Genomic DNA, 20,031 nt, shown 5'->3' with positions numbered 1-20,031 from the left:
AATTATGCATATGCAGACCCAAAGTGTACAGGCCCTCATCCGGCCCGCGCCACAAAATGAGAACCACGATTTCGTGGCGCGGACCATGACTTCGCGCGAGATCGCCGAGCTTGTGGAGGCTCGCCACAACGATGTGGTCGCCACCATCGAGCGGCTCTTCGCCAAAAACCTTTTACGATCAAGTCGTAAAAGCCGCCGCGAGGCTACTGGCGGCCGTCCAGTCGATGTCTACGACCTGATTGAGCGTGACACCCACCTGGTTGTGGCTGGCTACAGCGACGAACACCGGGCCAAGGTCATCGACCGGTGGCAGGAATTGGAAGGCCAGGTAGCCGTAGCGCTGCCCGACTTCACCAATCCGGCCGCTGCCGCGCGAGCCTGGGCCGACCAGGTCGAGCAGAAGCAGGCTGCCGAACAAGCGCGCTTGCTGCTGACCGTCGAAGTCCAGGACCAGGCCAAGAAGATCGACCACCTGGAGAGCCTGTTCAAGGAAGGCATGAGCCACGTCCAGTTCTGCAAGGGCCTCAATGGGGTCAACGTGATGCAGGTTGGCCATTTCCTTGAGCGTCGTAACTGGCTTTACAACGAGAGCAAGTCCGGTACCCGCTACCGCGTGGCCTCCTACGCCCGCGACAAGTACATGACCGAGCACCAGCAGGAGATCACTCCGCACGGCAAAGAGGCGTTCATCAGCTACACGCCCATCCTTCTGCGCAAGGGCGCCGTGCGCCTGTACGAGCTGTACCTGGCGGGCGAGCTGCCCATGAAGAAGAACTGGGACGGCCTGCACACCCACGACAAGGCCGTGCGGGGTGCAGCATGAGCGAAATAACCCGAGGCGTCATCGGCATGCCGCTAGACCTGGCCATGGCCAGCAGCCTCAGCCGGGCGCAATTCCATGCCAGGGCGCAGGCGCTGCTCGTGGACTTCGACCAGCTCAAGGCCGAGAACGAGTGGCTGCAGAAGGCGCGCATTCCGGCTGGTTTCTACCGAGAGCTTCTGGCTCTGCGCGAGCTTCGCGACAAGGCCAAGGCCTACGTCGAAGGTTATTTACAGGACGAGATCGAGGATGTCGACGCTTGCGTTTCCGAGGCTCATCACGAAGCCGCCTTGGAGCTGAGCGGTCGGCTGAAGGATGCCTTCGAGTCGTACTGGGATGCCGCAATGAACACCAAGGAGGCCCAATGATGGCCCGTTCAAGAAACATCAAGCCAGGGTTCTTCTCGAATGAGCACCTGGCAGAGCTGGACTTTGCCACTCGCCTCCTGTTTATCGGCCTCTGGACCGAAGCTGACAGGGAAGGGCGCCTGGAAGATCGCCCGCGCCGCCTGAAAATGGCCCTGTTCCCGGCTGACAATGTCGACATCGATCGCATGCTCGATGACCTGGATCATTTGGGGTTCATCAAGCGCTACACCGTGGGCGATGTGAAGGCCATTCAGGTAATCAACTGGTCGAAGCACCAGAACCCACACGTCAAGGAAGCCAAGAGCACCATCCCTGAAATGCCCGTAGTAGAGGCCCGCCGGGGAAAGCATGAGGAAAGCACCGTGCAAGCACCAGACTCGCACAGTTCTTTCCCGGCTGATTCCCTCTCTCTTGATTCCGGATTCCTGATTCCTGATTCCCTCAACCCGTCGCCCGCGCCGGTGGATTCCGCCGAGCTGTTCGCGCGGTTCTGGAAGCTGTATCCGCGCAAGGTCGGGAAGGACAAAGCCGAGAAGGCATGGGCAAAGCTCAAGCTGACCGCCGACCTGTTCGAAACCATCGTCACCGCCTTGGCCAGGCATCGCCAGTTGCCAGGCTGGATCAAGGACAACGGCCAGTTCATCCCGCACGCGGCCACCTGGCTCAACGGGAAACGCTGGGAGGATGAGGTCGAGCTTCCTGCTGACAACGTGCACCACCTGCCCACCAGCCGTCACCACGGCTTTGCTGAGCGCGACTACACGGCAGGCCTGAAGAAGCGGGAGGACGGCAGCTATGCGCTCTGAGAAAGTCACCCCGATCAACCAGTCATCCCTTGTTGATCGCATCCAGCCAGCCGAGTGCGAGAAGCACGGCGCCTTCGAGCAGAAGGTCACCATGCTGCTGGGCAAGGCACTGCGAAGCCACTGCCCTGAGTGCGCCCGAATCGCCAAGGAGGAGCGCGAAGCCCGCGCAGAGGCCGAGCAGGCCCTGAACGTGCGCCTGGCGATCTCCCGCAAGCTGGGCGACTCGCTGATCCCGAAGCGGTTCGCTGATCGCTCGCTGGCGAACTACAAGGCCGAGCACAAGGGCCAGGCTGAGGCCCTGCGCTTCTGCCGCTACTATGTGAAGACCTTCGACCAGATCGCCGAGAACGGGCGCTGCATGGTGCTGCTGGGCAAGCCTGGCACCGGCAAGACCCACCTGGGCGCGGGCATGGCCAACGACCTGATGCGCACCACCTCGCATTCGGCCGTGTACCGCACGGTAGGTTCGATCCTGCAGGCCATCCGCGCCACCTACGACCGCTCCAGCGAGGCGACCGAGGCGAGCATTCTGGCCAGCCTGATCGAGCCGTCACTGTTGGTGCTGGACGAGGTGGGTGTGAGCAAGGAGCAGCCGAGCGACTTCGAGCTGACGACCCTGTTCGCGATCATCAACGGCCGGTACGAGCAGGTGAAGCCCACGGTGGTGATCTCGAACCTTGGCCCCGAGCAGCTGCCGGTGGCCATGGGCGAGCGCTGCGTGGACCGGTTGCGCGAGGGCGGAATGATCGTCGTGCCGTTCGAGTGGGAATCGCACCGTGGCAAGGAGGCTATCTGATGCGCGCTCTCAAGGAGTTCATCTGGGCGGCGGCCATGGTCTCGGCTCTTCTGGCTGGCTACTGGTTCGCAACGGATATGGGCCGAACCTTTGCCCTGGTCTGCGTGCGGATCGTTGGCGAGCAGCGCGGACTGGAAGCGGCGCTGGAGGAGTGCAAATGACCCCTGCACAAGAAATCACAGTCGCCCAGCTCAAGAGCCAGGGCTTCGCCCAGGTCGTGGAAGGCCGGGAGATCGTCCGCATGACCAAGGGTGCTGACCGCCGCGTCGTGATGGCTGATGGCAGCCAGAAGCGCGGGTATCACGTTGAGTTTGAGCGCGCCGGGCAGCCGGCCGGGGAGGGGGTGTGATGCGCACCTATCTGAAAGCGGTGCTGATGATCGTCCTGGCTCCGTCGGTGATCGTTCTGGGTTCCGTAATGGCCTATCTGTGGTGCGAGTTCGCCATATCGCTGGACCTGCCAAAGCCTGTGCGCTTCGGGATCTACATCACGCCAGTGGTGCTGCTTGCGGCGATCCCGGTCACCTGGGTGCTGAACCGGATTGAGGGGCGCAAGTGATGACCATGACAGATCGAGAAATGCTGGAACTGGCCGCAAAGGCTGCTGGCTACGTTGTGCGCTGGTATGACGACAGCCTGGCTTACGGTCCGACCTTCGGGATTGAGGTGGAGCCCGGCAACCCATCCGGGTTCGAGCCTTGGAGCCCTCTTGAAAACGACGGCGATGCGCTGCGCCTCGCTGCGGATCTCTGCATAAGCATCGAATGGTTCCCTGGGCAGAAGTTTGTTCAGGCCTGCCGGTTCGGGATTGGCGAGATTATCGGATGGGTTGATGAGCGTGGAAGGTCTGGATCGCTTCGGCGAGCAATCACTGTAGCCGCCGCAAAGATCGGCAAAGCCATGCAGGAGAAGCACTGATGGGCACCAACAAGATGCGCGAGCAGTTCGAGCAGTGGGAGTGTGATGCTCCCCAGGGCCCGCAGACCGACCCAATGTGGCTCATTTACGACGCGGGGTCGAACACCTACGGTCTCGACAAAATCCAGGATCGGTGGGAGGTGTGGCAGGCCTCCCGCGAAACAGTTGTGGTTGAGCTGCCAAAGCCTCACTACGAGTTTGAAGGAGATGAAGCGCCAGAAATGTTCGCTTCGCAGGTTGTCGCCGCAATCAAGGCTCAAGGCCTGAAGGTGGCGCCATGAGCTACCTGATCTCTCATCAAACCCAGCCGACGCACAACACCTGTTTCTCGACCTGCCTGGCGATGATCAAAGCCGAGCCAGCTGGCGTAGTGGTTGCTCAGCTGCACGAGCGCTACTTCGCCGGGGATATGAGCACCCGTGAGGCGCTGGAACAGCAGGCGATTCCATTCGAGTCCTTCGACACTGCTGACTTGCCCGCGTTTGACCGCGATGGCGCTTACTTGGTCGGCGTGCCTTCACTGAACTGGGAGGGTGGCATGCACCAGATCATCGTCGAATGCCTCGACGGAATGATGGTTGTGCACGACCCGGCCATGGGGCGGCCTGGCTGCAAGTACTACGTGGCAGCTGTTCGAGAGGGGGCAGTCAGTGAGGTAAAGCTGAACGGCTTCGTCATTGACGCATTTGTTGACCGCGCATACCTGCTGGAGCGTTACGCATTCAAGCTGGGCAAGGGAGAGGCGGCATGACAGAGAAGATCAGCGTCAACAGCCAGGCCAAGCTGTCCGAGGCCGTGACCATGCTCACCCGCATGTTCCGGGACAAGAAGTTCGTCGTGGTCACCATGCGCCCGGGCAAGGACCGCACTCTGGATCAAAACGCGCTGTGGTTCGCCATGTACGACCGTATCGCCAAAAGCACAGAGATGGGCGACATCGAGGATGTTCGCCGGCACTGCAAGCTGCACTTCGGCGTGCCGATCATGCGGGCCGGCTGCGATGAGTTCCGCTCCGGTTGGGCGGAGTCGTTCATCCACCTGCCGTATGAGGTGAAGCTGCGACTGATGGGGCCGTGCGCCATGTTCGGGCCGGATGGCTTCCCTGTGACCCGGCTGTTCGATCGGGCCCAGGGCTGCCAGTACACGGACCGTATCGTGGCCGAGTTCGCCCCGCAGGGTGTGGTGTTCAGTGATCTGCTGAGCGAGGAGGCGGCATGAGCGACGGACTTGGAATCACAACGCAAACCACAGTGTTCCTCTCGGCCGAGAAGGTCGTGAAAGAGATGGACGCCGAGGATATTGGCTCCTTCTGTTCCGCAGTGGCTCAGCGACTGGATCAAGAGTACGCCGGGCGTGCCGGTGCCGCGGCGGACTTTGCCAGCGGGCTTAGTGAGATGGGCTGCCGGTTCCTGGCCGAGGTAGTCACGAGCTTCTACCAGCGGCAGAAGCGGGAGGATCGCTGATGACTGAGATCAAGGAGATCAAGCCGAAAAAGTGCAAGGCGCCAGGTTGCGGCAAGTACTTCAAACCGTCCATGACCACGCAGAAGGTATGCAGCATCGCCTGCGCCAAGGCCATGGCCAAGGACCCGAAGCTGCAGAAGATCGCGGCGAAGGCCATCACCAGGCAGGCCCGTCAGGACCTGCAGGAGCGCCGGGAGAAGCTGAAGACCCGCCGCGAGCACATGGCCGAGGCGCAGGTCGCGTTCAACGCATACATCCGCGAGCGTGACGCCGGCCTGCCGTGCATCAGCTGCGACTCGCTGCCAAGCGACCACGACCTCATCACTGGCAGTCGCTGGGACGCCGGACATTACCGGTCGGTTGGCGCCTGCCCGGAGCTGCGCTTCGAGCCGCTGAACGTCCACCGCCAGTGCGTTAAGTGCAACCGGAACCTGTCGGGGAACGCGGTCGAGTACCGCATCCGACTGGTGAAGCGCATCGGTGCCGAAGCAGTGGAGTTCCTCGAAGGGCCTCATAAGCCCCAGCGCCTGACCATCGAAGACCTGCAGGCCATCAAGGCCCTGTACAGGCAGAAGCTCAAAGACCTGAGGAGGGCGGCAGCATGACACCAGCACGGGGATTCCTGATTTTGGCCACCCTCATGGTGGTGGGTGGTGTGGCGTTGTCCTGGGCTGGGGCGGTGCGCCGCAAGCGGTACTACGAAGAATTCATTTTGAGCAAGGCCAAGCGGGCAGGGGGCAAGCAATGAAGTATCAGAGCGTTTTGGCAGCGGTAGTGCGTGCCCTCGCGGCAGAGACCATGAGCGGCGTTGGCGGCGGCGACTTCGAGCCGAAGGTCCAGGCCTCGAAGCTGAAGGGGGAGATCACCGGAAAGGATGCGGCGATGCTGGTGGACTGCTGGGTACACGCCCGCCTGCACAGCAAGCTGATCCCACGGCACTGGAATGCGCTGACGGCCAGGTTCTCGACCCACAAGGCCAAGAAGGTGGATGCGATCGGCAAGCTGGTACCGCTGATTGCGACCCAGGCGCCGAACCTGTTCCGGTACAAGGCGGTCACCGCCTGGGCCATTCCGCCGGTGAAGGGCGCGCAAGCCCAGTCGGGGCATGAGGTGGCCAGCCGGGCAGCGCGCGAGCGCGCAGAGTTCGATTCGCTCACCGCTGGCGTGGGCAAGCACCTCGCTGGCGGTGTAATGCCGGAGGACGCCGGCCAGGCTCGCCGCGAGCAGTACGTGAAGCGCTCCACAGACATGATCGTTCTGCCTGCCGAGTTCTACGACATCAACACCTGGGACGGGCAGGGCCTGAACCGGACCACGTACTGGCGCTGGAAGAAGGGAATCGAGAAGGTGCTGGACGATATGGTGGCAGAGGCTCTGGTCGCGTCTGGCAAGATACTTCAGGAAGAAGGCGTTTTGATGGCAGATGCCGCTTGACATCCGTGCAACGGTGCAACAAAATTCTTGCATCCTGTCATTCCTGCGCGTGTTGAGGAGTGACGAAAAGAAACCCGGCCAAAGAGCCGGGTTTTTTATTGCCCGAAGAGGGCCTCAAGAGTCCCGGCCAAGCGCCGGGTTTTTTGTTCCAGCAAGAAACGCAACTGCAGCCAGGGCAGGCCCTAACGGGACAGCCTGGACACTGCTAGCCGGTAGTGTGGTGTACGGAAAAACACCGGCAGCCCGCGCACCCATCCCTCACTGTGCTGTGGGTGGCGCGTGACCGGATCGGCGAGACTGGTGCATTGGGGTGCCAGCGCTGCGATGGTCTTCGGCGGGCGGCGTGGGAAGACACGCAAATCATTCTAGGGCCCAGGCATGGGCCTGGGCTTTGTTGTCTTCGGAGATCAGCATGAAAAGCTTGTACCGCCAAGCCGTTGAATCGGTTATCGCCCAAGAGGCCAAGCTGGCTGAGGTGGCTAAGCTCCACTCTGAAGCTGCTGCACGCGAGAAGCAGCTTGCAGATGCGCTTCGGCTCAATCAGGAAACGCTGGCTCGATATGAAGGCCGGGTTTCTGAGATTGAGTCGCAGATGGCTACAGGCCACCTCACAAAATCAGAAGCCTAGGTATTTATCCAGCAGGCCAGGGTACTCTAGCGGCCCCTTCACCGCTTTCACCCTATTGCTTACATCTATCACCACCATCTTGTCTTTGTTGGCATTGAACTCGCTGCCGTAGTACAGAGATGAGCACAGATCATCTGCTGTTGTGTCCAGTTGGACGCAGTAGAAGGATGTGGTCTCGTCCCAGTGCCTGTACTCAGTTAGCTCGTTTATTTTCTTCACGAATGAGTCATATCGAGCCTTTCGGGTTTCGTCGGACTTGAACTCAAAGGTGATGATGAAATTTGACATGGTTCCATCCTGTGTCGCGGTTGTAGGGATTGCGACGATAGCACGGAGCCATCTTTTTCTTCTCCTCGCGCTTGCCCGGTCCCTCAATAGGGGCTCACCGGGCCTTTTCTTCTAGGAACCACTCATGGCCGAACCAGCAAGCACGACTGCCGGCGTCCTGCTGGTGAAGTACGGCGTGATCATTGGCGGCTTCGCGGGGGCGATCCTCTCGCTGACCTTCCTGCGCGGCCTCACCCGGGGCCAGGCGGTCGCCGCCTTCTTCACCGGCTTCGCATCGGCAGTCTTCTGCACCCCGCTCGCCATCAGCTACTTCAGCCTTGGCACAAGCGGAGAAACCCAATACGGCGTGGCCTTTCTGATAGGCCTTCTGGCAATGAACATCATCCCGGTGCTGAAGTCGCTCTTGGGTCAGTTCGGAGCCAAGGGAGCTACCTGATGAGCTCGACCCTGATTTCAGTCCTGATCGGCGCCAATGCCTTCCTGAGCGTGCTGGTGGTGATCGCCGCGTGCGACTACCTGCGCCGGATCAGGCCAATGGATGCGCCACTGCTGGCCGTCGCGTTCTACCTGGTGGCCATCGGCGCGTTCGGCGCCTTTGTTTTGGCCATGAACGGCCATGTGCCCACCCTGTATGGCGTGATCCTCAAGCTGGGGATCGTCCTGTATGCGGTCGCCCGGCGCGGCCATGTGTTCCAGCCGGGGTAGGGCGCCACAAATTCGAGATGCGCCGGTTCGTGGCGCGAGGACAGGCAAATGGCATCGGTAACCGTGCGCATCGCTTGCCGCCATAAGTGGTGGCTCAAGTACTACCTGGCCGGCGTCCTCGTCATGGCCAGGCTGACTGGCCGAGAGCCATGCCCTGAGCGTTTCAGCTACTGGGTGGGGCGCGGCATCGAGATCGAGGTTCACCCTGAATGACCACCATCGCCTACAAGGACGGCGTAATCGCCTACGACTCCCGAGTCACCCGAGGCGACCTCATCACCGACGATGATTGCGACAAGTGCATTGAGCGCGATGGCGTGAAGTTCTTCCTGACAGGCGCCGTCTGTGACTATGACGCTCTGGTGGGGGCCTATTTCGGCACATCCCCATCGGGGAAGGTCGACGCTTCTGCAATCGTCCTTCACGACGGCAATCTGATGATGGTTGCCGTAGACGACGATACCGGCCTGTGGAAGTCGCCACTCAAGGCAGACCGGCCGTACGCCATTGGCAGCGGAACGCCATACGCATTCGCTGCGATGGACATGGGCGCATCTGCCGAGAAGGCCGTCGAGATGGCGGCAAGGCGCGATACAAGCACTGGTGGCAAGGTCCGCACGCTTCGTATCGACCGAGATCAATAAGGATTCGACATGAGTACCAAGCAACCCGACTGGGAGGCGATCGAACGAGCCTACCGGGCCGGCGTGCTTTCCGTGCGAGAGATCGCAGCCGCCCACGAGGTTTCCCATACCGCCATCAACAAGCGCGCCAAGCGCGATGGCTGGGACCGAGACCTGAAGGCGAAGATCAAGGCCAAGGCCGATGCACTGGTTTCCAGGCGAGAGGTTTCCACAGAGGTTTCCAGCAAACAGGCGGAAACCGAAAGGGAGATCATCGAGCTCAATGCTGAGGTCATCGCCAACATCAGGATGGCGCACCGGGGTGATATTTCCCGGAGCCGCCGGCTGACAAACAAGCTGCTGGATGAGCTGGAATCGCTGACGGATGAGCAGGGCACCATCAAGGAACTGATCGATCAGCTGAAGGATGGCGACCACGAAGACGGCGAGGCGATGGCCGATGTGCTTGCTCTGGCCAAGAAGATGAGCGCGCTGCCTGCCCGGACCAAGACCATGAAGGAATTGGCCGAGACGCTGAAGACGCTTGTTGCCCTGGAGCGCCAGGCTTATGACCTCGACGTCAAACAGGGTGGTAGCGAGGAAGACACTCTATCCAAGCTGATGGATGAACTATCGAAGGACGCCTGACCATGAAGCCCGAGCACCTGAAACTGCTCCGGGACCGGTTCTGGCGGCTGAACAACCTGTATTTCATCACGGACAAGCAGGGCAAGAAGGTCCGCTTCCGCATGACGCAGGAGCAGATCGATTACTTCCAGGGGATGCACACCCGTAACATCATCCTCAAGGCCAGGCAGCTGGGCTTCACGACCCTGGTCTGCATCGTCCAGCTGGATGCCGCGCTGTTTGAGGCTGCCAAGTGCGCCCTGATCGCCCACACACTGAACGACGCCAAGCGGCTATTCCGAGAGAAGGTCAAGTATGCGTATGACAACCTTCCCAAGGAGATACGCGCTGCTAACCCTGCTCGCAACGATGCTGCTGGCGAGCTTGTGTTCAGCAAAGGCGGATCGCTCTACGTGTCCACATCCTTTCGGGGCGGGACTCTACGGTATCTGCACGTATCCGAGTTCGGGAAGATCTGTGCCAAGTTTCCGCACAAAGCCCGAGAGATCGTCACCGGCGCCTTTGAGGCTGTCGCCGCAGAGTGTTTCGTTACGATCGAGTCGACGGCGGAGGGGCGGGCTGGCTATTTCTTCGATTACTCGCAGAGCGCAGAGAAGCAGCAGCTGGCTGGTGTGCCCCTGGGCCTGCTGGACTGGAAGTTCTTCTTCTTCAGCTGGTGGCGGAACCCGCTCTACTGGCTTGACCCGACCGACGTCCTGATCTCGGACCGCTTGACCAAGTACTTCGACGACCTGGCCGCCAAGCACGGCATCGTCACCAACCCCGGCCAACGCGCCTGGTACACCGCCAAGGAAAAGACCCTCGGCGACGACATGAAGCGGGAATACCCGTCGATCCCTGCCGAGGCATTCCAGCAGACGATCGAGGGCGCTTACTACGCCAAGCAGTTCACCAAGCTCTACGCCGCCCAGCGCATCGGCAAGCTGCCCGATAACAGCCACCTGCCGGTGCACACCTTCTGGGACATCGGCGTGGGCGACTCCACGGCCATCTGGTTCGTACGGATCGTGGGCGAGGAATTCCACGTCATCGACTTCTACCAGAACAGCGGCGAAGGCCTGAGGCACTACATGAAGTTGCTCAAGGATCGCGGCTACGAGTACGGCGAGCACTGGGGGCCACACGACATCGACAACCGGGAATTTGGTAGCGACGGCAAGACTCGGCGCGAACTCGCGCGAGAGGGCTACGAGATCGACGGCCAGTGTTATTCGCTGACATTCCAGGTGGTGCCAAAGCTCGGCGTGGACGAAGGCATTGAGCAGGCCCGGGAAATCCTCCCGAACTGCGCCTTCGACGAGGCTAAGTGCGAGGAGGGCATCACCGCCCTGGAGAGCTACCGCAAGGAGTGGGACGACAAGCGCGGCTGCTGGAAGGACAAGCCGCTCCATGACTGGTCATCCCACCCGGCCGATGCCTTCCGCTACTTCGCCGTGGCCAAGACCAAGCGCTCCGTGGTCAAGCACGTTCCAATATCGTTCACTTTCTGAGGCCTCACATGCCGAACTTCCAACCCCGGGCAGAGTACTCGGAGGCCTTGCCCGGCTGGCAGCTGGTCAAGCGCTGCGTGGCGGGCGCCCGCGAGGTGCGCAAGCACGATATCTACCTGCCGATGCCGGACCCGGAGAACAAGTCTCCCGAGAACCAGGCGCGGTACAAGCAGTACAAGAAGCGGGCGATGTTCCTGAACATCACTGGGCGCACGCGCACCGGCCTGCTGGGCGCCGTGTTCCGCAAGACTGCGGAGCTGGAGTTGCCCGCCGGGGTCGAGTACCTCAAGGAGAACGCCAGCGGCGACGGTACGAGCCTGGAGCAGCTGTCCAAGGACGGCGTGGGCGAATGCCTGGACGCTGGCCGGGGCGGCTTCCTCGTGGACTTCCCTGCGGTTGAGGGTGTGTCCTCGATGGCGGACATGCAGGGTCGGCGTGCCCTGATCCATCACTACGGCGCCGAGTCGATCATCGACTGGGACGAGCAGGTGGTCGATGGCGTGAAGCGCCTGGTCTATGTCTGCCTGCTGGAGTGCGTCTCCGTGTTCAGCCCGGACAGCCTGGAGCGCACAACGAGCACCCAATACCGTGTGTTGCTGCTGGTGAATGGCCGATACGTCCAGCGCGTCTACGCCGAAGACGGCAACACCTACACCGAGGTCGCGCCGGTCGACAAGAATGGCCGCCCGTTCGATCACATCCTGTTCAGCTTTTACGGCGCCCAGAACAACGACGCCAGCGTCGACAAGTCGCCTCTGGAAGACCTGGCCGACGTGAACATCCTGCACTACGGCAACAGCGCTACGGTGGAGGAGAGCGGCTTCATCAGCAGCCAGCCCACGCTTTTCATCACGACCGACATCAGTGCCGACGAATTCGCCAAGGTGAACCCGAACGGCATGCACATCGGCTCGACCCGCGGCTACAACCTCGGCAAGAGCGGTACCGCGACACTCGTCCAGGCAGCCGAAAGCCAGCTGGCTCGCACGCTGCTGAAGGACAAGGAAGAGCAGATGCTGATGATCGGCGCCCGCATCGTGCAGAAAGCGGGCGGCGCCGAGACGGCCGAGGCGGTGCGCATCCGCTACAGCTCGGACAACAGCGTGCTGGGCACCATCGCCGGCAACGTGTCAGAGGCCTTGAAGCGGGCCATCCTCGACGCCGAGCGCTTCATGATGGGCGAGCCGGACGAGGACGGTACGGTCTTCTGGCTCAACCAGTCATTCTTCGACGAGACGATGACCGCCCAGGACATCCTGGCCCAGGTCCAGCTTTGGCAGCAAGGCATCATCGCCAAGTCCGACCTGCGCACCAATCTGCGCCAGGGCGGCGTGCTTGAGGCTGACCGCACCGACGAGTTGATTGACGATGAACTGGCCCAGCAGCCGCCGGTGACCGGCAACGACACCGGAGGCGGCGAGGATGAGCAGTGACGGCTACCTTTCGGACGCAGCTACTCGCCACCAGGTGCACGTGCAGCGCTACGCCGGCGGAAGCCTAAAGCGCCTGGCCAAGTTCATCACCAAGGCCATCAGCACCGCGAAATCCCGCGTATCAGAGGGATTGAGCCGTTATGGCACCCAACGGTACGAGAAGCAGATTCAGGAGCTACAGGGCGAGTTGGCGGGCGTATACGGCGAGATGAAGCAGCAGGCCGTGCTCGACCTGACGGAGTTCGCCGGGTACGAGGCTGAGTTCAACATGACCCTGTTTGGCAAGGTCGTGAAGACGGTCGTGCAGCTGAACAAGCCGAGCATTGAGCAGGTCGCCGCCGCAGCGCTGGCCGATCCGCTCGACCTGGAGGTCGGCAAGGGCCGGCAGCGCATAAGCATCGCAGGTGCGCTCGACCAATACGGCACCAAGAAAAGCGCCGAGATCATCAGCGAGATTCGCATGGGCTCGGCGCTTGGCGAGACGACCGACCAGATCAGCCGCAGGCTCACCTCGCTCGGCGTGCAGCAGCGCGACCAGGCCGGAGCACTGGTGCGGACCATGACCAACCACATCGCCAGTTCGGCGAGGTCGCAGGTCATGGCCGACAACGACGACATCCTGAAGGGTAAGCGCCGGGTCGCCACGCTGGACGGCAGGACCACGCCGCTCTGCCGTGCGCTGGATGGCACGGTGGTGCGCATGACAGCGCCGTCGCCGCCGTTCCACTGGAACTGCCGGACCACCGAGATCCCAGTCCTCAAGGATGAGTTTGCCCGAGATATCCCTGGCTCAACTCGCCCAGCGGTAGGCCCGGACGGTGCCGAGCAGGTCAGCAGCAAGACCACCTACGGCGAATGGCTTGCACGCCAGTCGGCAGCGTTCCAAGAGGATGTGCTCGGCCCAGCTCGCTACAAGCTGTTCAGCAAGGGCGAGCTCACCATCGACCGGTTTGTCGACGATGACGGCCGCACCCTGACCCTCAAGCAGCTGCGCGAGCGTGAGCCGATGGCATTCGAGCGGGCCGGCCTGAACTGATCCGCGCCACAAAACACATCATCGCGCTTTCGTGGCGCGCCATTATTGGAGAGCACCATGAGCGACAAAGATATCGAGCAAGAAATCCTTGCGAAGGGCAAGACCGCTGCGAGGGTCACACCTGCTGACGTACAGGCGAACATCGTCGGCGAGTACTACTTCACCGCATCTGAAGGCGTGCAGGCTGCTCTGCATAAGCAGGATGAACTGACGCGCCTCACCGGTGCGCACGGCGAGTTGGCTCTGCTCACCTTCTGCGTTCTGGTGCTCAAGAACGGGTTCACCGTCACTGGCGAGTCGGCATGTGCCAGCCCTGAGAATTTCGACGAAGAGATCGGTCGCAAGATTGCTCGGCAGAACGCTGAGCAGAAGATCTGGCCCTTGATGGGCTACGAACTGAAGCAGCGCCTGCGCGACGCCAACTGACAGCAGCACGATTTCCAAGCCCTGGCTGAGCCGGGGCTTTTTTGTACCCGCAGGCAGGGCCTGCTCAACGTCTCTGGGAGACAGCAATGACCTTGAAATTCCAACTGGACAGCCTCGAAGGCGTCGAAGAATCGGTAGCAGCCCTGTACGTCGAGAAGGACGGCAAGTTCGTCCTTGGCATCGATGGTCTGCCGCAGCAGGAGGATGTCACCGGCCTGAAGGCCAAGGTGGAGGAGCTCCTGGGCGAGAAGAAGGCCGCAGAGAAAGCCCGCCGCGAGGCCGAAGAAAAGGCGCGCGCCGAGGCCGAGGAGGCCGCCCGCAAGTCTGGCAACGTCGAGGAGCTCGAAAAGTCCTGGTCCGAGAAGTACAACCGCCGCGAAGCTGAGCTGACCGGCACCCTCGAAAGCGAGCGCGCCACCCTGCAAGGCCAGATTCGGGATCTGACCGTAGGCCGCACCGCCACTGAGATCGCGACTGCTCTGGCCGTGCCAGGCAGCGCCAAGGCATTGCTTCCCCACATCGAACGCCGGCTGAGCGTCGAGCAGCGCGACGGTAAACCAACCGTTGTCGTGCTGGACGCTGCCGGCAAGCTCTCGGCGGCAACGCTGGATGAGCTGAAAGCAGAATTCACCAACGATCCGGCCTTCGGCCCGCTGATCGCTGGTAGCAAGGCATCTGGCGGCGGGGCCGGGGGTGCTGGAAAGGGCGGCGGGGCCGCAAAAGGCAATTTCGGCGGTAACAAAGCGGAACGCACGGCGGCAATCGCCAGCCGGTTCCCAGACCTCCCTCAATCGTAAGGAAAAACACCTATGTCCCTGTCGCAAATGCAGGTTTTCAACGAGTACATCATGCCGGCGACCATCGAGACGCTGGATCAGATGCTCGTTGCGTTCAACGCCGCCAGCCGCGGCGCCATCGTGCTGTCCCCGGACGGCTTCACCGGGGACTTCCTCCAAGAGTCGTTCTTCCAGACCCTGGCTGCTGCCCAGCGCCGCGTCGATCGCTACGCCGCCAACGGCGCCGCCCCGATCACCGACCTGACCGAGCTGAAAAACACCTCGGTGAAGGTCGCCGGCGGCTTCGGCCCTGTTCGCTACGAGCCGTCGCAGATGACCTGGCTGGAGCGCCCCACCGCCCAAGGCGTCGAGGTGGCATCCCGGGCGTTCGCTGAGATCCTGCTGAAGGACCAGCTGAACACCGCAATCGCCGCGTTGGTTGCAGCGATCACTGCCCAGGCCGCCGCTGTCAACGATGTCTCGGCAACCGCCGGCATCACTCAGGTCGGTCTGAACAACGCCCACGCCAAGTTCGGTGACGCCAGCCAGAACCTGGTGACCCAGGTGATGCAGGGCACCACCTACCACAAGCTGATCGGCCAGGCTCTGACCAACTCCGAGCAGCTGTTCCAGGCTGGCAACGTCCGCGTTGTCGACATCCTGGGCAAGGTCTCGGTGGTCACCGATGCCCCGGCGCTGATGCAGGCCGGAACCCCGAACAAGGAAATCATCCTGTCCCTGGTTCAGGGCGCTGCACTGGTGCACGACGGTCGGGACATGATCAGCAACGTCCAGACCAACAACGGCGGCCTGCGCATCGAGACCACCATTCAGGTTGACTACAGCTTCGGCCTGGGCCTCAAGGGCTACACCTGGGATCAAGCCAACGGCGGCAAATCCCCGACCGATGCCGAGATCGCCACCGGCACCAACTGGGACAAGACCGCCACCAGCATCAAGCACACCGCCGGTGTTGCTTTGATCGGTGATGCTTCCAAGTAAACCTGATGGCGGGCTGGGCCGATGGCCTGGCCTGCTGAGGACAAGCGCATGAGCAAAAACAACATCTGGTATCTGGCTGGGCCGTTCCACCAGTACCAGGAGAACGTCAAGGAACTCGCCCGGGAACACGGGCTGGTCATTGTCGACGCCAACGTGGCGGAGGGTCGCAAAGGCGCTGCCAAGGACGTTCCCGACGTAACCATTCGCCCCGAGCTGCAGGCCCTGGCAGTGGTCGTCGAGGCCGGCAGCTTGAGCCAGGACGTTGTCGATCGCTTGACTGCTGAGCTCAGCTCCATCGGGGTGATCGTCGATTCGTTCGCGGCACAGAGTCTGGAGCGCCCGGCGGGTAACCTGGGCGAAACCGCATCGCGCCTGTTCGAAGTGCTGGAAGCAGTGAATGCCGGCATTTCCAGCCTGCAGCGTGAGCGCGACGGCGAAGTGCAGAAGGTAGTAGGCCTGGAGCAGGAGAAGGCAGAGCTTCTGAAGCAGAACGCCGAACTGCTCAAACAGGTCGAGGCCCTCAAGGCAGCGAACGCTGACCCTGAGATCGAAGCGCTCAAGGCCAAGCTCGACGCCGCGAACGTCTCCTACCGCTCCAACGCCTCGAAAGAGTCGCTGCAGAAGCAGGTCGCCGAGCTCAACCAGCAGTAACACCGGGGCTGCGGCCCCAATCATTCAAACGGAGGCCGGATGGCTACCTACATCACTGTGGCCGACGTAGATGCCATTCTTGGGCCTGAGTGGGCAGCTCCAGAGCTGAAGGACGAGGCGGTCTTCGAGGCGAATGCCTACCTGACTGCGCTCAACCTGGTCGGCATCGACATGGACAACATTCCTGACGATGTGAAGCAGGCAGGCGCGCGGCTGGCCAAGTGCGCCTCCCAAGGAAAGCTTTACCAGCAGCAGACCGAGGGCTCGCTCGAGGCGAAGACGGTCAAGGCCGGATCGGTATCCACCAGCAAGACCTTCGGCTCGATAGACAAGACCAGCTCTGTCGCCCAGCCAGCCTGTGTGCAGCTGGCACTGGCCCTGCTGACGCCCTGGCGCAGCAATCCGTTCGCCTTTGCTGTGAAAAGAGGATAGCCATGGGGCTCCGCGACGAAATCCAGGCAGGCCTGGCCGAGGCCTTCGACGAAGACCTGGCCGACGCGGTATCGACGTTCACCGGTACCTACATGGGGCCCGGCGTCTGGGACCCGGTAAACGAGACCACCACGGCGCAGCCAGTGACCTACACCGGGCGCGGGGTGCTCGACAGCTACGACAGCCGGCGCATCGACGGCCTGAACATCCTGGTGGGCGATGTGCTGCTGATCTGCTTGGCCAGCGAGGTCACCGACAAGCCCGCAGTTGGGCACCAGATCACGGCCGCCGACCTGATTACCGGCCTGCCGGTGACATACCGCATCGTCAGCCCGGGTATCGATCCAGCCCAGGCGCACTACGAAATCCAGCTGAGGAAGTGACCATGGCCAAGAACAGAGGCTGGAGCACGCCGCCCAGCATGTTCACTGGGGTGGTGGAGGAGCAGTTGAGCCAGCGCGTTAGGGTTATCGCCATGGCCATGCTCAACGAGATCGTTCTGCGGTCGCCGGTTGATACCGGGCGCTTCCGTGGCAACAACATCGTCAGCGTCGGGGCGCCGGTGTACACCAGCACCGTGAACGTCGATCCAACTGGCGCTGAAACCATCCAGGCCGGTGTTCGAGCAGTCACCGGCCTGGAGCCCTACACGCAGGTCTTCATCCAGAACAATTTGCCGTATGCAGGACCGCTTGAGGATGGCCATTCCAAGCAGGCGCCCGCCGGCATCTACGCGGTGTCATTCAACGGTGTCGCCGAGGCCTACAGGACATGACCTTCGAACAGATCCGGGCCATCGTCACTGGCCGCATGACGCAGTGGGCGGGCATCCCCGCATCAGCTGTCGACTACCCGAACAACCCGCAGGGGCCGTTCGACCCGTCCGGCAAACCCATCTGGGCCAGGCTGGCGGACGTTCCAGGCCTGTCCAGCGCGCCAGAGGTCGGCATCGGCCCATGCGTTCGGCGGACCGGCATCATCATGGTTCAGCTGTTCGTGCTCAGTAACAAGGGCACCCTGGCCATCACCAAGGCCGCCGACACGCTGGTCCAGCACTTCGAGTTCTACAGCGACCCGACTGGGCCGTTTGAGTGCTACGCGGCCTCGGCCAGCACGATCGGCGATGACGGCCACGGCTGGTACCAGGTAAACGTCAGCGTGCCATACCGGGCCTACTGAGCCCCCCCTACTTGCACCGCCACATGGCGGTTTTTTTACGCCTATTGATAGGAGAAACACGCCATGTCGAGTGGTGCCAAGGTTGCAACAGCGTATATCCGAGAGGTCACGCCTGGCGTGACACCGCCGGGCCCATGGAGCGTGCTGACGCGGACCAGCTTCGGGGTCGGGCCCACCTACAACACCGCCGAGAACAACGAGATCGGCGAAGACCGCATGTCGCAGGGCACCTCCCAGACGACCGTGGATGTGGCCGGCGATATCGGTACCAAGATGCGCTTCGGCGCGCTGGACGAGTTCATGGCCTCCTGCTTCGGTAAGGACTGGGACAACAACGTCCTGACCATGGGTAACGACCGGATCAGCTTTAGCCTGGGCTACTATGCCGCGGACGTCGGCATCGCCGGCAAGGCCACCGGCGCCCAGGTCGCCACAATGAACATCCAAGTGCCGAATGACGGCGAGATCGAGGTGACCACCAGCTTTGCTGCGACCGGCTGGCAGGACAAGGGCGACAACACCAACTTCATCCTCACGCCGGTGGCCGAAGCATTCCAGCGCCGCTATGGCTTCAAGGACGTCTCCGGCCTCAAGCTCAACGGGGTCCAGGTCGGCGACAACAACGTTTGCGTCGACACCTTCAACCTGCAGTTCGACAATGCCGTCCAGACCCAGCGCTGTATCGGCAACGGAAACCCCTTTGCCGGCAATATCATCCCGACCACCTTCACGCCGTCGGGCAGCATCACGCTGAGCTGGTCGAAGACGGCCTACGAGCTGTGGAAGAAGCAGCAGACCGGCGATGCGATCAGCTTCGAATTCACTCTGGGCAATGCCGACGGCGCCTACGACATCCTAATCCCGGAGATGGAAATCAGCGGCTCCTGGCCGGACGGCGGAGCCACCGACATTGTCCAGGTGGAACTGAACTACACCGCCCGCCGCGTGCCGCCGACCATCACCCGCCTGCCGGCTCCAGTTGTCGTTGCTGCGGTGGAAGTAACCCCGGCTACCCTGAGCCTGGCGGTGGACGAAACCGCAGACCTCGAAGCCGTGGTAACTCCGGTAGGTGCCAGCCAGCTGGTCACCTGGACCTCGTCGGCACCATCGATCGCCAGTGTAACCGCCACCGGCCTGGTAACCGGCCTGGCTGCTGGTACCGCCACCATCACCGCGACCAGCGCCGCAGACGGCACCAAGACCGACACCTGCGCTGTCACCGTCACCGCTTAACCCTTTGCCCGGCGCGCCCTGCGGTGCGCGTCGGGCCTTTTACCGCAGAGGAATACCATGGGCATCACCATTGCAAAGAAGCCTGAGTTGGACATCAGCGGCGAGCGCTGGGTTGAGTTCGCCCCGGGCGCCCAGATTCTGGTCGGCTCGATCGCCAACCCGCTCTACAAGTCGCACCAGGCGCTGATCAACCGGCACTTGGCCGCAATCAACCAGCAGGTTCGAGTCGGCACCGCCGAGTTCAGCCTTTCGGATATCCCTGACGTTGAGCTTGAGACCGACGATGATCTGTTCGTCGAACTGGCAGCCAAGCACCTGATCAAGGACTGGAAGGGCGTCGATGTCGAAGAAAAGCCAGGCGAGCCGGCCACCTACAGCGCTGAACTGTGCATCGCGCTGATCAACCAGATGCCAAGCGTTTACTTCCTGGCCCTGCGCACCGCTACCGATATCGCCCGTCGCGTCGAGGAGAAGGCCGCAGCCACTGCGGAAAAGCAGTAGCGGCATACCTATGGGGGCGCGATTGGGCTGGAGAAGCCAACGAGAAGAAGCGCTGGAAGCATGAGCGGTTGGGTTCTGGAGTGCCCGATGCGCCCGAGATTGACGGCGTAACTGCCGAGATCCTTGAGGCCTACGCCTACATCAGCAGGTCACGGCAGTACGTCGGCATGGTTGGCGCGCCGGCGCCAATTCCGCCTTCGGCCATCGCCGAATACCTCGACCGCTACCCATCTGCGATATGCCGCGAAGAGTTCGACGCAGCCGTATTTGCCCTCGATGACCAGTTCCGCAAGCACTGGGAGGAGCAGAACGAGAAAGCCCAGGCCGCAGCTGAGGCCAAAAACAAACCCAATAGGCGTTGACGCCGGAGGATCAC

The 20,031-nt window shown here is 62.0% G+C and carries 36 protein-coding genes; 35 read left to right on the top strand and 1 reads right to left on the bottom strand.

Annotation, left to right across the window (positions count from 1 at the left end; genetic code table 11):
* Positions 1–10 precede the first annotated feature (10 nt).
* The 16 genes from WM94_RS04655 to WM94_RS04590 all read left to right on the top strand — a co-directional run bounded on the left by WM94_RS04655 (position 11) and on the right by WM94_RS04590 (position 7,232).
* Positions 11–823 carry a Rha family transcriptional regulator gene (locus WM94_RS04655; RefSeq protein WP_177342350.1) on the top strand — a complete coding sequence of 271 codons (813 nt, stop codon included), beginning with the start codon at positions 11–13 and terminating at the stop codon, positions 821–823.
* Positions 820–1,188, top strand: a complete 369-nt coding sequence (locus WM94_RS04650) for a hypothetical protein (protein WP_150060268.1) — start codon at positions 820–822, stop codon at positions 1,186–1,188. Before WM94_RS04655 ends, WM94_RS04650 begins: the two co-directional genes overlap by 4 nt.
* Positions 1,185–1,994 (top strand): hypothetical protein, encoded by an 810-nt coding sequence (locus WM94_RS04645; RefSeq protein WP_371264015.1) that lies wholly within the window; start codon positions 1,185–1,187, stop codon positions 1,992–1,994. The genes WM94_RS04650 and WM94_RS04645 overlap by 4 nt, the downstream gene beginning before the upstream one ends.
* Complete coding sequence (locus WM94_RS04640; RefSeq protein ID WP_061550568.1) at positions 1,984–2,790, top strand: ATP-binding protein; 807 nt, start codon at positions 1,984–1,986, stop codon at positions 2,788–2,790. The genes WM94_RS04645 and WM94_RS04640 overlap by 11 nt, the downstream gene beginning before the upstream one ends.
* Positions 2,790–2,951: a hypothetical protein gene (locus WM94_RS30030; protein ID WP_156342104.1), complete on the top strand. Its 162-nt coding sequence runs from the start codon at positions 2,790–2,792 to the stop codon at positions 2,949–2,951. The genes WM94_RS04640 and WM94_RS30030 overlap by 1 nt, the downstream gene beginning before the upstream one ends.
* Positions 2,948–3,139 (top strand): hypothetical protein, encoded by a 192-nt coding sequence (locus WM94_RS04635; protein ID WP_061550567.1) that lies wholly within the window; start codon positions 2,948–2,950, stop codon positions 3,137–3,139. The genes WM94_RS30030 and WM94_RS04635 overlap by 4 nt, the downstream gene beginning before the upstream one ends.
* Positions 3,139–3,348 carry a hypothetical protein gene (locus WM94_RS04630; RefSeq protein WP_054881785.1) on the top strand — a complete coding sequence of 70 codons (210 nt, stop codon included), beginning with the start codon at positions 3,139–3,141 and terminating at the stop codon, positions 3,346–3,348. The genes WM94_RS04635 and WM94_RS04630 overlap by 1 nt, the downstream gene beginning before the upstream one ends.
* Positions 3,348–3,707, top strand: coding sequence for a hypothetical protein (locus WM94_RS04625; protein WP_061550566.1), 360 nt, complete (start codon positions 3,348–3,350; stop codon positions 3,705–3,707). The genes WM94_RS04630 and WM94_RS04625 overlap by 1 nt, the downstream gene beginning before the upstream one ends.
* Complete coding sequence (locus WM94_RS04620) at positions 3,707–3,988, top strand: hypothetical protein (protein ID WP_060498320.1); 282 nt, start codon at positions 3,707–3,709, stop codon at positions 3,986–3,988. The genes WM94_RS04625 and WM94_RS04620 overlap by 1 nt, the downstream gene beginning before the upstream one ends.
* Entirely contained in the window at positions 3,985–4,458 is a 474-nt protein-coding gene (locus WM94_RS04615) for a hypothetical protein (RefSeq protein ID WP_061550565.1), read from the top strand. Before WM94_RS04620 ends, WM94_RS04615 begins: the two co-directional genes overlap by 4 nt.
* Positions 4,455–4,925 carry a hypothetical protein gene (locus tag WM94_RS04610; RefSeq protein ID WP_061550564.1) on the top strand — a complete coding sequence of 157 codons (471 nt, stop codon included), beginning with the start codon at positions 4,455–4,457 and terminating at the stop codon, positions 4,923–4,925. The genes WM94_RS04615 and WM94_RS04610 overlap by 4 nt, the downstream gene beginning before the upstream one ends.
* Positions 4,922–5,170, top strand: a complete 249-nt coding sequence (locus WM94_RS04605; RefSeq protein ID WP_039615284.1) for a hypothetical protein — start codon at positions 4,922–4,924, stop codon at positions 5,168–5,170. Before WM94_RS04610 ends, WM94_RS04605 begins: the two co-directional genes overlap by 4 nt.
* Positions 5,170–5,775, top strand: coding sequence for a recombination protein NinG (locus WM94_RS04600; RefSeq protein ID WP_061550563.1), 606 nt, complete (start codon positions 5,170–5,172; stop codon positions 5,773–5,775). The genes WM94_RS04605 and WM94_RS04600 overlap by 1 nt, the downstream gene beginning before the upstream one ends.
* Entirely contained in the window at positions 5,772–5,918 is a 147-nt protein-coding gene (locus tag WM94_RS30390) for a hypothetical protein (protein ID WP_177342349.1), read from the top strand. The genes WM94_RS04600 and WM94_RS30390 overlap by 4 nt, the downstream gene beginning before the upstream one ends.
* Complete coding sequence (locus tag WM94_RS04595; RefSeq protein ID WP_061550562.1) at positions 5,915–6,604, top strand: hypothetical protein; 690 nt, start codon at positions 5,915–5,917, stop codon at positions 6,602–6,604. Before WM94_RS30390 ends, WM94_RS04595 begins: the two co-directional genes overlap by 4 nt.
* Positions 6,605–7,016: 412 nt before the next feature.
* Positions 7,017–7,232 carry a hypothetical protein gene (locus WM94_RS04590; RefSeq protein WP_061550561.1) on the top strand — a complete coding sequence of 72 codons (216 nt, stop codon included), beginning with the start codon at positions 7,017–7,019 and terminating at the stop codon, positions 7,230–7,232.
* On the opposite strand, the gene WM94_RS04585 is transcribed toward WM94_RS04590, so the two are convergent.
* Positions 7,221–7,520: a hypothetical protein gene (locus WM94_RS04585; protein ID WP_061550560.1), complete on the bottom strand. Its 300-nt coding sequence runs from the start codon at positions 7,518–7,520 to the stop codon at positions 7,221–7,223. The genes WM94_RS04590 and WM94_RS04585 overlap by 12 nt on opposite strands.
* Before the next feature lie 124 nt (positions 7,521–7,644).
* Here WM94_RS04585 and WM94_RS04580 point away from each other — a divergent pair, with 124 nt between their 5' ends.
* The 19 genes from WM94_RS04580 to WM94_RS04495 all read left to right on the top strand — a co-directional run bounded on the left by WM94_RS04580 (position 7,645) and on the right by WM94_RS04495 (position 20,017).
* Complete coding sequence (locus WM94_RS04580) at positions 7,645–7,956, top strand: hypothetical protein (RefSeq protein ID WP_061550559.1); 312 nt, start codon at positions 7,645–7,647, stop codon at positions 7,954–7,956.
* On the top strand, positions 7,956–8,225 hold the full coding sequence (locus tag WM94_RS04575) for a hypothetical protein (RefSeq protein WP_054572370.1): 270 nt from the start codon (positions 7,956–7,958) through the stop codon (positions 8,223–8,225). Before WM94_RS04580 ends, WM94_RS04575 begins: the two co-directional genes overlap by 1 nt.
* Before the next feature lie 48 nt (positions 8,226–8,273).
* Positions 8,274–8,438: a hypothetical protein gene (locus WM94_RS30385; protein ID WP_175406167.1), complete on the top strand. Its 165-nt coding sequence runs from the start codon at positions 8,274–8,276 to the stop codon at positions 8,436–8,438.
* Complete coding sequence (locus WM94_RS04570) at positions 8,435–8,869, top strand: proteasome subunit beta (RefSeq protein ID WP_023661589.1); 435 nt, start codon at positions 8,435–8,437, stop codon at positions 8,867–8,869. The genes WM94_RS30385 and WM94_RS04570 overlap by 4 nt, the downstream gene beginning before the upstream one ends.
* A gap of 9 nt (positions 8,870–8,878) precedes the next feature.
* Positions 8,879–9,496 carry a hypothetical protein gene (locus WM94_RS04565; RefSeq protein ID WP_023661588.1) on the top strand — a complete coding sequence of 206 codons (618 nt, stop codon included), beginning with the start codon at positions 8,879–8,881 and terminating at the stop codon, positions 9,494–9,496.
* 2 nt (positions 9,497–9,498) lie between these two features.
* Complete coding sequence (locus WM94_RS04560) at positions 9,499–10,986, top strand: hypothetical protein (RefSeq protein ID WP_061550558.1); 1,488 nt, start codon at positions 9,499–9,501, stop codon at positions 10,984–10,986.
* Positions 10,987–10,994: 8 nt separating this feature from the next.
* Complete coding sequence (locus tag WM94_RS04555; protein ID WP_061550557.1) at positions 10,995–12,419, top strand: DUF4055 domain-containing protein; 1,425 nt, start codon at positions 10,995–10,997, stop codon at positions 12,417–12,419.
* A complete protein-coding gene (locus tag WM94_RS04550) occupies positions 12,409–13,455 on the top strand; it encodes a minor capsid protein (RefSeq protein ID WP_061550556.1) in 1,047 nt (348 codons plus the stop codon). The genes WM94_RS04555 and WM94_RS04550 overlap by 11 nt, the downstream gene beginning before the upstream one ends.
* A gap of 57 nt (positions 13,456–13,512) precedes the next feature.
* Positions 13,513–13,881: a Gp49 family protein gene (locus tag WM94_RS04545; RefSeq protein WP_061550555.1), complete on the top strand. Its 369-nt coding sequence runs from the start codon at positions 13,513–13,515 to the stop codon at positions 13,879–13,881.
* A gap of 86 nt (positions 13,882–13,967) precedes the next feature.
* Positions 13,968–14,678, top strand: coding sequence for a hypothetical protein (locus WM94_RS04540; protein ID WP_015269849.1), 711 nt, complete (start codon positions 13,968–13,970; stop codon positions 14,676–14,678).
* 12 nt (positions 14,679–14,690) lie between these two features.
* A complete protein-coding gene (locus WM94_RS04535; protein ID WP_061550554.1) occupies positions 14,691–15,659 on the top strand; it encodes a major capsid protein in 969 nt (322 codons plus the stop codon).
* 48 nt (positions 15,660–15,707) lie between these two features.
* A complete protein-coding gene (locus tag WM94_RS04530) occupies positions 15,708–16,310 on the top strand; it encodes a hypothetical protein (protein ID WP_061550593.1) in 603 nt (200 codons plus the stop codon).
* 39 nt (positions 16,311–16,349) lie between these two features.
* On the top strand, positions 16,350–16,742 hold the full coding sequence (locus WM94_RS04525; RefSeq protein ID WP_061550553.1) for a hypothetical protein: 393 nt from the start codon (positions 16,350–16,352) through the stop codon (positions 16,740–16,742).
* Between the two features lie 2 nt (positions 16,743–16,744).
* Positions 16,745–17,125, top strand: a complete 381-nt coding sequence (locus WM94_RS04520; protein ID WP_061550552.1) for a hypothetical protein — start codon at positions 16,745–16,747, stop codon at positions 17,123–17,125.
* Between the two features lie 2 nt (positions 17,126–17,127).
* Positions 17,128–17,517, top strand: coding sequence for an HK97 gp10 family phage protein (locus tag WM94_RS04515; protein ID WP_061550551.1), 390 nt, complete (start codon positions 17,128–17,130; stop codon positions 17,515–17,517).
* Positions 17,514–17,921, top strand: coding sequence for a phage tail terminator-like protein (locus tag WM94_RS04510; protein ID WP_061550550.1), 408 nt, complete (start codon positions 17,514–17,516; stop codon positions 17,919–17,921). The genes WM94_RS04515 and WM94_RS04510 overlap by 4 nt, the downstream gene beginning before the upstream one ends.
* Before the next feature lie 63 nt (positions 17,922–17,984).
* Complete coding sequence (locus tag WM94_RS04505; RefSeq protein ID WP_061550549.1) at positions 17,985–19,154, top strand: phage tail tube protein; 1,170 nt, start codon at positions 17,985–17,987, stop codon at positions 19,152–19,154.
* Between the two features lie 57 nt (positions 19,155–19,211).
* On the top strand, positions 19,212–19,655 hold the full coding sequence (locus WM94_RS04500) for a hypothetical protein (RefSeq protein ID WP_061550548.1): 444 nt from the start codon (positions 19,212–19,214) through the stop codon (positions 19,653–19,655).
* Between the two features lie 80 nt (positions 19,656–19,735).
* A complete protein-coding gene (locus WM94_RS04495; RefSeq protein WP_256206994.1) occupies positions 19,736–20,017 on the top strand; it encodes a hypothetical protein in 282 nt (93 codons plus the stop codon).
* The last annotated feature ends 14 nt before the right edge of the window (positions 20,018–20,031 follow it).

The organism is Pseudomonas sp. ABFPK, from assembly GCF_001586765.1.
In the GTDB taxonomy this organism is placed as follows: domain Bacteria; phylum Pseudomonadota; class Gammaproteobacteria; order Pseudomonadales; family Pseudomonadaceae; genus Aquipseudomonas; species Aquipseudomonas asiatica.
This window is presented reverse-complemented; position numbering and strand designations above follow the sequence as displayed.

What these genes read in the sequence shown, in the direction of transcription:
- WM94_RS04655 (WP_177342350.1), top strand. Translation starts at nt 11, where the DNA reads ATGCAGACCCAAAGTGTACAGGCCCTCATCCGGCCCGCGCCACAAAAT.
- WM94_RS04650 (WP_150060268.1), top strand. Translation starts at nt 820, where the DNA reads ATGAGCGAAATAACCCGAGGCGTCATCGGCATGCCGCTAGACCTGGCC.
- WM94_RS04645 (WP_371264015.1), top strand. Translation starts at nt 1,185, where the DNA reads ATGATGGCCCGTTCAAGAAACATCAAGCCAGGGTTCTTCTCGAATGAG.
- WM94_RS04640 (WP_061550568.1), top strand. Translation starts at nt 1,984, where the DNA reads ATGCGCTCTGAGAAAGTCACCCCGATCAACCAGTCATCCCTTGTTGAT.
- WM94_RS30030 (WP_156342104.1), top strand. Translation starts at nt 2,790, where the DNA reads ATGCGCGCTCTCAAGGAGTTCATCTGGGCGGCGGCCATGGTCTCGGCT.
- WM94_RS04635 (WP_061550567.1), top strand. Translation starts at nt 2,948, where the DNA reads ATGACCCCTGCACAAGAAATCACAGTCGCCCAGCTCAAGAGCCAGGGC.
- WM94_RS04630 (WP_054881785.1), top strand. Translation starts at nt 3,139, where the DNA reads ATGCGCACCTATCTGAAAGCGGTGCTGATGATCGTCCTGGCTCCGTCG.
- WM94_RS04625 (WP_061550566.1), top strand. Translation starts at nt 3,348, where the DNA reads ATGACCATGACAGATCGAGAAATGCTGGAACTGGCCGCAAAGGCTGCT.
- WM94_RS04620 (WP_060498320.1), top strand. Translation starts at nt 3,707, where the DNA reads ATGGGCACCAACAAGATGCGCGAGCAGTTCGAGCAGTGGGAGTGTGAT.
- WM94_RS04615 (WP_061550565.1), top strand. Translation starts at nt 3,985, where the DNA reads ATGAGCTACCTGATCTCTCATCAAACCCAGCCGACGCACAACACCTGT.
- WM94_RS04610 (WP_061550564.1), top strand. Translation starts at nt 4,455, where the DNA reads ATGACAGAGAAGATCAGCGTCAACAGCCAGGCCAAGCTGTCCGAGGCC.
- WM94_RS04605 (WP_039615284.1), top strand. Translation starts at nt 4,922, where the DNA reads ATGAGCGACGGACTTGGAATCACAACGCAAACCACAGTGTTCCTCTCG.
- WM94_RS04600 (WP_061550563.1), top strand. Translation starts at nt 5,170, where the DNA reads ATGACTGAGATCAAGGAGATCAAGCCGAAAAAGTGCAAGGCGCCAGGT.
- WM94_RS30390 (WP_177342349.1), top strand. Translation starts at nt 5,772, where the DNA reads ATGACACCAGCACGGGGATTCCTGATTTTGGCCACCCTCATGGTGGTG.
- WM94_RS04595 (WP_061550562.1), top strand. Translation starts at nt 5,915, where the DNA reads ATGAAGTATCAGAGCGTTTTGGCAGCGGTAGTGCGTGCCCTCGCGGCA.
- WM94_RS04590 (WP_061550561.1), top strand. Translation starts at nt 7,017, where the DNA reads ATGAAAAGCTTGTACCGCCAAGCCGTTGAATCGGTTATCGCCCAAGAG.
- WM94_RS04585 (WP_061550560.1), bottom strand. Translation starts at nt 7,520, where the DNA reads ATGTCAAATTTCATCATCACCTTTGAGTTCAAGTCCGACGAAACCCGA.
- WM94_RS04580 (WP_061550559.1), top strand. Translation starts at nt 7,645, where the DNA reads ATGGCCGAACCAGCAAGCACGACTGCCGGCGTCCTGCTGGTGAAGTAC.
- WM94_RS04575 (WP_054572370.1), top strand. Translation starts at nt 7,956, where the DNA reads ATGAGCTCGACCCTGATTTCAGTCCTGATCGGCGCCAATGCCTTCCTG.
- WM94_RS30385 (WP_175406167.1), top strand. Translation starts at nt 8,274, where the DNA reads ATGGCATCGGTAACCGTGCGCATCGCTTGCCGCCATAAGTGGTGGCTC.
- WM94_RS04570 (WP_023661589.1), top strand. Translation starts at nt 8,435, where the DNA reads ATGACCACCATCGCCTACAAGGACGGCGTAATCGCCTACGACTCCCGA.
- WM94_RS04565 (WP_023661588.1), top strand. Translation starts at nt 8,879, where the DNA reads ATGAGTACCAAGCAACCCGACTGGGAGGCGATCGAACGAGCCTACCGG.
- WM94_RS04560 (WP_061550558.1), top strand. Translation starts at nt 9,499, where the DNA reads ATGAAGCCCGAGCACCTGAAACTGCTCCGGGACCGGTTCTGGCGGCTG.
- WM94_RS04555 (WP_061550557.1), top strand. Translation starts at nt 10,995, where the DNA reads ATGCCGAACTTCCAACCCCGGGCAGAGTACTCGGAGGCCTTGCCCGGC.
- WM94_RS04550 (WP_061550556.1), top strand. Translation starts at nt 12,409, where the DNA reads ATGAGCAGTGACGGCTACCTTTCGGACGCAGCTACTCGCCACCAGGTG.
- WM94_RS04545 (WP_061550555.1), top strand. Translation starts at nt 13,513, where the DNA reads ATGAGCGACAAAGATATCGAGCAAGAAATCCTTGCGAAGGGCAAGACC.
- WM94_RS04540 (WP_015269849.1), top strand. Translation starts at nt 13,968, where the DNA reads ATGACCTTGAAATTCCAACTGGACAGCCTCGAAGGCGTCGAAGAATCG.
- WM94_RS04535 (WP_061550554.1), top strand. Translation starts at nt 14,691, where the DNA reads ATGTCCCTGTCGCAAATGCAGGTTTTCAACGAGTACATCATGCCGGCG.
- WM94_RS04530 (WP_061550593.1), top strand. Translation starts at nt 15,708, where the DNA reads ATGAGCAAAAACAACATCTGGTATCTGGCTGGGCCGTTCCACCAGTAC.
- WM94_RS04525 (WP_061550553.1), top strand. Translation starts at nt 16,350, where the DNA reads ATGGCTACCTACATCACTGTGGCCGACGTAGATGCCATTCTTGGGCCT.
- WM94_RS04520 (WP_061550552.1), top strand. Translation starts at nt 16,745, where the DNA reads ATGGGGCTCCGCGACGAAATCCAGGCAGGCCTGGCCGAGGCCTTCGAC.
- WM94_RS04515 (WP_061550551.1), top strand. Translation starts at nt 17,128, where the DNA reads ATGGCCAAGAACAGAGGCTGGAGCACGCCGCCCAGCATGTTCACTGGG.
- WM94_RS04510 (WP_061550550.1), top strand. Translation starts at nt 17,514, where the DNA reads ATGACCTTCGAACAGATCCGGGCCATCGTCACTGGCCGCATGACGCAG.
- WM94_RS04505 (WP_061550549.1), top strand. Translation starts at nt 17,985, where the DNA reads ATGTCGAGTGGTGCCAAGGTTGCAACAGCGTATATCCGAGAGGTCACG.
- WM94_RS04500 (WP_061550548.1), top strand. Translation starts at nt 19,212, where the DNA reads ATGGGCATCACCATTGCAAAGAAGCCTGAGTTGGACATCAGCGGCGAG.